Here is a 6,435-nt window from a genome sequence, read left to right as displayed (position 1 = left end):
TGGGCTGTTTTCGTTTTTAAACGTTTTTATTATTTGGATGATAAGATGCATGATTAAATACAGAAAAATACCGAGGTTGTAATTCTAAAATGCCTCTGAGAGCGTTCAGATTCGATTCTGAGCGCTTTTATTTTTGTTCAGGTGATTGAAATAGGGGGATGCGTCGATAAGGTGCATGATTAAATATAGAAAAATACCGAGGTTGTAATTCTAAAATGCCTCTGAGAGCGTTCAGATTCGATTCTGAGCGCTTTTATTTTTGTTCAGGTGATTGAAATAGGGGGATGCGTCAAAAACGCTTATAAGGGCTTTAAATGCGTTTTTTCGTTTTGTCTGCTGAATTTGTTTTAAAAAACGTTTGCGAGATACCGAAAATTTTCAAAACTGGAAACACAAGCACGTTATAGCCGTATTTCATATGCTAGGATTTAACATAAAACGGCAAAAAATAAGGGGGATGTATGAATGGCAGCTGTATCTTCTGCGGAGGTTGGGCAAAAGATAAATGAGTGGTATCGACATATCAAAAAATTCAATGTGACAGATGCGGAAATGCTTCGGACCGAGATTAGGCGAGAACTTGATGTGATGGAAGAAGATGAGCAAGCTGTTCTTTATTTTCAACTAATGGAATTTCGACATCAGCAGATGTTGGAATATGTGAATCCAGTTGAGCAGAAAGTCAACAAAGCTGAGTACTTACGGGCGGTTGAAGGACAAGGTAAAAAGATGACTGGAATTCTCGAGTACTATTTCAATTTCTTTCGAGGGATGTATGAGTTCTCACAAGGTGATTATATAAAGGCCATTACTTTTTATCGCTATGCTGAAAAGAAGCTAGACAAAGTCATAGATGAATTAGAGCGCGCAGAGTTCTATTACAAGATGGCAGAGATTTTTCATCATATGAAACAAACTCATATGTCTATGTATTACATTATGCTGGCTCATGATGCTTATAGAGCTGATGCAAGATACATAAAACGAGAAATTCATTGCCATTTTGTTATTTCAGGAAATTATGATGATCTACAGAGCTATGAAAAATCTTTGCCACATCTGAAAGATGCTTTATCCAAAGCCAAAGACATCAAAGACAAATTTATGATTTCTACCTGTCTATTAAACATGGGTAACTGTTATCAACGATCTCAAAAGTATGATGAAGCCTTAGCAGTTTTGACAGATTCATTGCCGTATCTAACGAGCATAAAGCATGATCACTTGAAAATAGCTTATTATCAATGTGCGTTGGTTTATTTCAAAACGGGTCTTTATGAGACGGCTGTTGAGTTTTTGAATAAAGGCTTTGATTTTATAAGGGGAAAGGACGAGTTGTACCAACATCTGTTTGATTTCTTGAAAAAGTTGTATGTAGAGGCTGATTACGTTGGTCTTGTGGAGTTACTGAAGAATTTTGATCATGCAAGAGGTTATCCATATTTGGAAGAGTTGGCACTTGAAGTCGCTGAATTTTATACTGGAGTTGGGCGTATGGAGGATTCTGTATATTTCTATCAACAAATGGTGTACGCTCAAAAACAAATCCGAAGGGGCGACTGTTTGTATGACTATTAAGAAAATGGCTTTATCTGTTTTGTGCATCGCAGCTGTAGCTATTAGTTTCTCAGCTACTGTGCCAAAGGTGAATGAGTCTGACTTTGCAGTGAGAAATGCGACTAAATCAATCTTTCATGATGAGGGAGTTCAATTAGCTGTGAGAAATGCAACAGGAGCATAAGTAAAGTCACTGGGTAGACCGTTTAAGGTCTACTTTTTTTGTAGGAGTTAACCTTTAGAGCAGTGTTTTTAGGAATCCAAAAGGAATTGTCTGAAGGATTTTTTATAGAGCCTAAGAAAAAAAATTTTTTTTGAATAATATAGTCTTGTTTGGTTAATTATATAATGATTTTTCAATGTTATATTTACAGAGGTGTTTGTTGGTGGTATGATTATTATAGCGAGTTAGCGTAGGTGACTTGCTCCGACGCAACGGCATTTCTTTTGAGAAATGAAAAAAAATATTGCGGCCGCCATCTCCCTAAGGCTTAGTACGGGACTACCTATATTTTACATTGAAATTTCAGAGGGTCTGACAAATTTGTCAGACTCTTTTTTTAGGAGAAAAAAATGTATACGGAAACCTGGGCATCCACTTTTGATGGCTTTAAAGATGAGTCTATGAATCTACATGAATTCGTATTGTTTTTTGATAAGTACATAGCTAATAAGAAGTTTCAATATACTACTGAAGATATTATACTCAGTTCTTTTACGATTGATTTCAATGCTAATCAGTTACCCCATCTTATGGGATTACAGTATTGGAATAATATTCATGTGAAACAACCTTCTAAACAGTATGATCTTTTAAAATGTGGAGCTTGGGATATTGAGTTTTTGAAAAAAGCTGATAATGGTACATTTAAGGAGTATAGGTCTAGGATAGAATCTATGCCTTATTTATATAGCATGTTATATGATTATAACTGTGAAGTTCGAGCTATACACTCATCTATGGATAGTCCATTTAAGAGAAGAAAAATCGATCTTATTTTTCAAAAAAATGGTTCGAAGTTGGCTTTTGTATTAGAGCTTAGAAAGAAAAAATCAATTGAACATATAGAATATGTTCCGACAAGCTTTAGTGTTTACAGCAGAACATCAAAGGCATTAGTGGGTAAACATAAAAAAATTATAATTAAATCTATTAAGATTGATTGATGATATTAAGAGAGTAGTGCTTAGAATTTATTCTAGGCACTACTTTTGTGTATATAGGTCAAAAAATGAAAAAAATTCTCCCCCTGCGGGGAAATTTGGTTTATTCTTTGGTCTTTTAGGTTTTGATGTTTTGGTTTTTAAAAAGATGGCGGTTCCGCCAGCTTTTTGGGCGATTTTGACGGAGTCAGAATCGTGTCTCTTCTTATCTTGATACATATAGAAACATTGTCATTTTGAAAAAGTGCGCTAAATTCAATGGTGTCAAGGCTTTAAAGGCATTTTGACAGCACAAAACTCCATCTGCTATTATTAAGGTGTCGAATCTTAAATAATAGAATGCTAGAGAACTAGCGCAGAAGGAGTTTTTTGCTTTGTTATATTCATCTGAATCGAATTATAGCATCCTTGAGGACAAAACCGCAACAGGTAAAAAGCGGGATTGGCGAGGGAAGAAGGTGAGATCGTCATTGATGGCGGCTCATTATGAAGGACTTGAAAAGCGTACCGGTGCGCCTTACTACGGAAAAAAGGCAGAAAAAGTATGTGATTGTGCGGAATGTCTTGCGTTTAGAAGAGATAACTGAGATCGTCACTTATGGCGGCTCATTATGAAGGACTTGAAAAGCGTACCGGTGCGCCTTACTACGGAAAAAAGGCAGAGAAAGTATGTGATTGTGCGGAATGTCTTGCGTTTAAGAGAGATCGAGAAACGGGCAGACTACGATTATATCAAGCCTATTTTTGTAAAGTGAGGTTATGCCCTATGTGTGCGTGGCGAAGGTCATTGAAAATTGCTTATCACAATAAATTGATCGTTGAAGAAGCGAATCGACAATATAAGCCCGCATGGGTATTTCTCACGTTGACAGTGAAAAATGTTGAGGGCGACCATTTAAAACAAATAATTACTGATATGATGCAAGGTTTTAGAAAGCTGTTTCAATATAAAAAAGTGAAATCTGGAACACTTGGTTTTTTCAGAGCTTTAGAGATTACGAAAAACCATGAAGAGAATACATATCATCCACATTTCCATGTCTTAATTCCAGTGAAGCGAAGTTATTTCACAGGGAAAAGCTATATCAAGCAAGCAGAATGGACAAGCCTTTGGAAGCGTGCAATGAAATTGGATTACACACCGATTGTGCATGTGCAGCGGGTCAAAGGAAAAAAGGGAATCGATGCGGAAGCGATTGAAAAAGAAGTGCGCGAAGCAATGGAAGAACAAAAGGCGATTCTTGAAATCTCGAAGTATCCTGTCAAGGATACGGATGTGATACGTGGGAATGAGGTGACCGAGGAAAATTTGGATACGGTTTATTACTTGGATGGTGCTTTAGCTTCCAGAAGGCTGATCGGTTACGGAGGGATCTTGAAGGAGATCCATCAGGAACTCAATTTGACGGATGCCGAGGACGGAGATCTGATCAGGATTGAAGAAGATGAGGATGAGGTAGCCAATGAGACGTTTGAGGTTATGGCGCATTGGCATGTTGGGATTAAGAATTACATAGTCAATTAGAAAAGCAGGCTGATATCAGCCTGCTTTATTTTATAAATTATTTACGAGTGTTAGAGTCCAAGTTGATCCTCCTCTTTTCAGTGTGACTACTGAAGTTGAACCAACAGCACGTCCTCCTTCAATAGCTGTTTTTTTCCATGATGATGGAGCGTTGTAACTGTAAGAGTTGCCAGATGGGTTTTTTGTTGCTTTTTGTGTTCCACTTGGCCAACCACTTGAACCATATCTTACTGTTCTTTTGGATAATTTGATTGAACTATCATCAATTTTCCATCCACCTGTTATTTTGTTTAATTTTGCATAACGTACATTGTCCTTTTTTGAAATAGTATAATAAATTCTACTGTGGGCGCGTACTCCTAGACTGGAATCCCACTCGCTTCTTCCTTTATCATCCATGGTGCGTATGTTATCGTTACTTTGCTGTTTAAGAGCAACATTATTGAAAACTGTAACAGCTATTTTTTGTTCAACGCTGTCTTCTTTAACAGTTTCAGATAGGATTTGTGTGGTGCTATATTGCTTTACACTAGATGAAGTGTCATTTGTTTTAGAGTTGATGTTAACTGAGCTTAATCCAATTGAATTTTCTTGAAGGTCTGAGATGCCATTAATTGCATCTTCATAGGATTCCTCAATACTTTTTTCTCGATTGAATACGGATTTTGTTTCGCTAGATTGAGCTAGAGATACAGAATTAAAACCGGTTAGAAAAATGATACTAATGACAAGTAAGCTGATAATTTTCTTCATAGAAAACATCCTTTCTAATTAAACATTTCTGTTATATTTACATTAATGGGATTATTTTTTAAAAGCAGAACATTCAAAAAACTAAGGACGGAGTTGTGATTATGAGAAATGATAATAATGAATTTGATAGACTTTTTTTTGGTAAACCAGGTTTTATGATTATACTGATTTTATTGGTTATAGGTGGAACAGTTCTATACAATTATTTCTTCAAATGAGTGTAAATGACTTTCTTTTTAAATGATTGTTTGGAATCTCTTATAATATCAACTCCTATTATGGATATATTTTCATCCTATCACTGATTGATTTTGTTGTGGGTACTTATGAAAAATTTCTTTTTTGGTTGCGGTGTCCGCAATCATTTTTTTATTTTTCAGTGCTTCGTTTTGAGGAATATTTGGTGGTCAATGAAATGTTTGGAGGTCATGGGGTATTGGTACTAATCCTTAAAAATTACATAATTAGCTAATATTTGCAATAAGGTTATTAAACAAAGTATTGTTAATGAATAGTCTTTATTCGAAAGGGGATACTTATGAGAAGTATTTTTGACAATAGGGGAGAAGATCATGAGATTTTACTCATCCTAGTTACTATTTGCTCTCTTCTTACTTTTAAAAAAAATAAAAGGTTAGAACGGTATAAAAGTAAATTGAAAAGCCAATTTAAGTCTTATTAATTTAAAGATAAGGGGATTATCACAATCCCCTTATCTTTATTTGCATAATAAATCTGAAACTACTTTTGGACCACTTTTCTTATATTTAGAACAGTATGCTTTAATTCCTTCTTGCTGCAAATATCTAACTAATTCAGTTCTTCCTGCTGCTAACAGTGCTCGAATTGCTAGAGCAATTACTACTGGTGGTATTTTCTCGCTTGTTATCTCTTCGTCTGGATTATTATTTTGTGTTTGTTCGATGTTGTAATCAGTTGTAAGTGACTGTGCGTTTACTGTTATTGGTGTTCCTATTAGTGTAATAACAATAAGCATTACTATAATTTTTGACATTTTATTCATATAAATCCTCCTTTTGTATTAAATTACAATATTGAGATTATCTGATTAGAATGAGTGTATCAATGGATTTAAGGTAGATTTAAGAATATTGTTTTTTTGGTTGCGTTGTCCGCAATCATTTTTTTTATTTTTTAGAGCTTCGTTTTGATGAAAATTTCTGTGGTAGAATCCGTTCACTGTGGAGGTGAACATGATGACCATTGTAATTAATGTGATGGATTTAGGAGCTTTCATTTTTTGTACTTTGATGTTCATTGCATTGTGGTTTGAAGAATCAGAAGAAGCCGGCTATTAAGTCGGCTTCTTCTTTACACGCTTGATGGAAATCGAGAGATTTTAACACTCACACAAGGGTGTGTATAAGTGCGCCATTTTCATGGGTGTCCTATTTCCAAAATTGCCACCACTTTTT

At 35.3% G+C, this 6,435-nt stretch carries 5 protein-coding genes and 1 pseudogene; 4 read left to right on the top strand and 2 right to left on the bottom strand.

Annotated elements, in window-relative coordinates; genetic code table 11:
* The first annotated feature begins 465 nt into the window (after positions 1–465).
* The 4 genes and pseudogenes from BA81_RS18880 to BA81_RS18865 all read left to right on the top strand — a co-directional run bounded on the left by BA81_RS18880 (position 466) and on the right by BA81_RS18865 (position 4,246).
* Positions 466–1,578, top strand: a complete 1,113-nt coding sequence (locus tag BA81_RS18880) for a Rap family tetratricopeptide repeat protein (protein WP_024018990.1) — start codon at positions 466–468, stop codon at positions 1,576–1,578.
* Positions 1,568–1,741, top strand: coding sequence for a hypothetical protein (locus BA81_RS19625; RefSeq protein WP_155267121.1), 174 nt, complete (start codon positions 1,568–1,570; stop codon positions 1,739–1,741). The genes BA81_RS18880 and BA81_RS19625 overlap by 11 nt, the downstream gene beginning before the upstream one ends.
* 389 nt (positions 1,742–2,130) lie before the next feature.
* Positions 2,131–2,724, top strand: a complete 594-nt coding sequence (locus BA81_RS18875) for a PBECR4 domain-containing protein (protein WP_034284320.1) — start codon at positions 2,131–2,133, stop codon at positions 2,722–2,724.
* Positions 2,725–3,095: 371 nt separating this feature from the next.
* Positions 3,096–4,246: pseudogene (locus BA81_RS18865) on the top strand (protein rep).
* A 30-nt stretch (positions 4,247–4,276) separates the two neighbouring features.
* Here BA81_RS18865 and BA81_RS18860 read toward each other — a convergent pair.
* Positions 4,277–4,999 (bottom strand): hypothetical protein, encoded by a 723-nt coding sequence (locus tag BA81_RS18860; protein ID WP_034284316.1) that lies wholly within the window; start codon positions 4,997–4,999, stop codon positions 4,277–4,279.
* A gap of 718 nt (positions 5,000–5,717) precedes the next feature.
* A complete protein-coding gene (locus BA81_RS18855) occupies positions 5,718–6,023 on the bottom strand; it encodes a hypothetical protein (protein ID WP_034284315.1) in 306 nt (101 codons plus the stop codon).
* Between the last annotated feature and the right edge of the window lie 412 nt (positions 6,024–6,435).

The sequence above is a fragment of the Bacillus safensis FO-36b genome, from assembly GCF_000691165.1.
In the GTDB taxonomy this organism is placed as follows: Bacteria; Bacillota; Bacilli; order Bacillales; family Bacillaceae; genus Bacillus; species Bacillus safensis.
This window is presented reverse-complemented; position numbering and strand designations above follow the sequence as displayed.